General features: G+C 65.7%; 1 pseudogene. It reads right to left on the bottom strand.

Going from position 1 to position 839, the window contains the following annotated elements:
• Positions 1-8 precede the first annotated feature (8 nt).
• A pseudogene (locus tag VRZ77_RS21705) lies at positions 9-766 on the bottom strand (IS5 family transposase).
• Positions 767-839 lie beyond the last annotated feature (73 nt).

The raw sequence follows: 839 nt of genomic DNA, 5'->3' as shown, positions 1-839 counted from the left end.
CAGCGGACTCATAACGCATTGATCCAGATGCGGACGGCAGCGAGCTTGAGGGCTGCGAGGAAGTTGTCTGGGCGCCGGTCGTAGCGGCTGGCGAGGCCGCGCATCTGCTTGATCCTGTTGAAGAAGCGCTCGACGAGATTCCTCTGGCGATAGAGCCACGGACTGAAGGCGAAGCTGCGCTTGCGGATCGTGCGAGGCGGCACATTGGCAAATCCGCCGCGCTCGGCCGTCTCGGCGCGGATGGCGTCGGTGTCATAAGCCTTGTCGGCGAGCAGGATGCCGCCCGGTGCGAGACGGGCCAGCAGTTCGCGCCCAGCCGGCGCGTCGCCCGCCTGCCCGGCGGTGAGCAGGAGGTGGATTGGACGCCCCTCAGCGTCAACCAGAGCGTGGATCTTGGTGGTCAGCCCACCCCGGGAGCGTCCCATGCAACGATCGTCATCGCCCCCTTTTTGATGGCGGCGCCGTGCTGGTGAACGCGAACGCAGGATGAGTCGATCATCACTATGTCGCCGTCATAGGCGGTGGAGACCGCTTCCAGCAGCCGGTCCCAGACACCGGCCGCCCGCCAGCGAACGAAACGGTTGTAGAGGGTTGTACGCGGACCGTAGCGCTCCGGAACGTCCCGCCACGGCGCGCCGGTGCGGAACCGCCAGAGAATGCCGTTGATCACCCTGCGGTCATCCACCCGCGCGACCCCGCGCGGCTTGTTCGGCAAAAGCGGGGCGATGATCGCCCATTCCTCGTCCGTCAATTCGTGGCGGCGCATCTCTCTCTCCCCTATCGAGAGAGGTTGAATCACGCTCCTAGCCGGCCCGCAAATTTATGGGGCCACTGCCTAG

Origin of the sequence: Ancylobacter sp. G4_0304 (assembly GCF_047501495.1) — a bacterium.
Lineage (GTDB): Bacteria > Pseudomonadota > Alphaproteobacteria > Rhizobiales > Xanthobacteraceae > Ancylobacter.
This window is presented reverse-complemented; position numbering and strand designations above follow the sequence as displayed.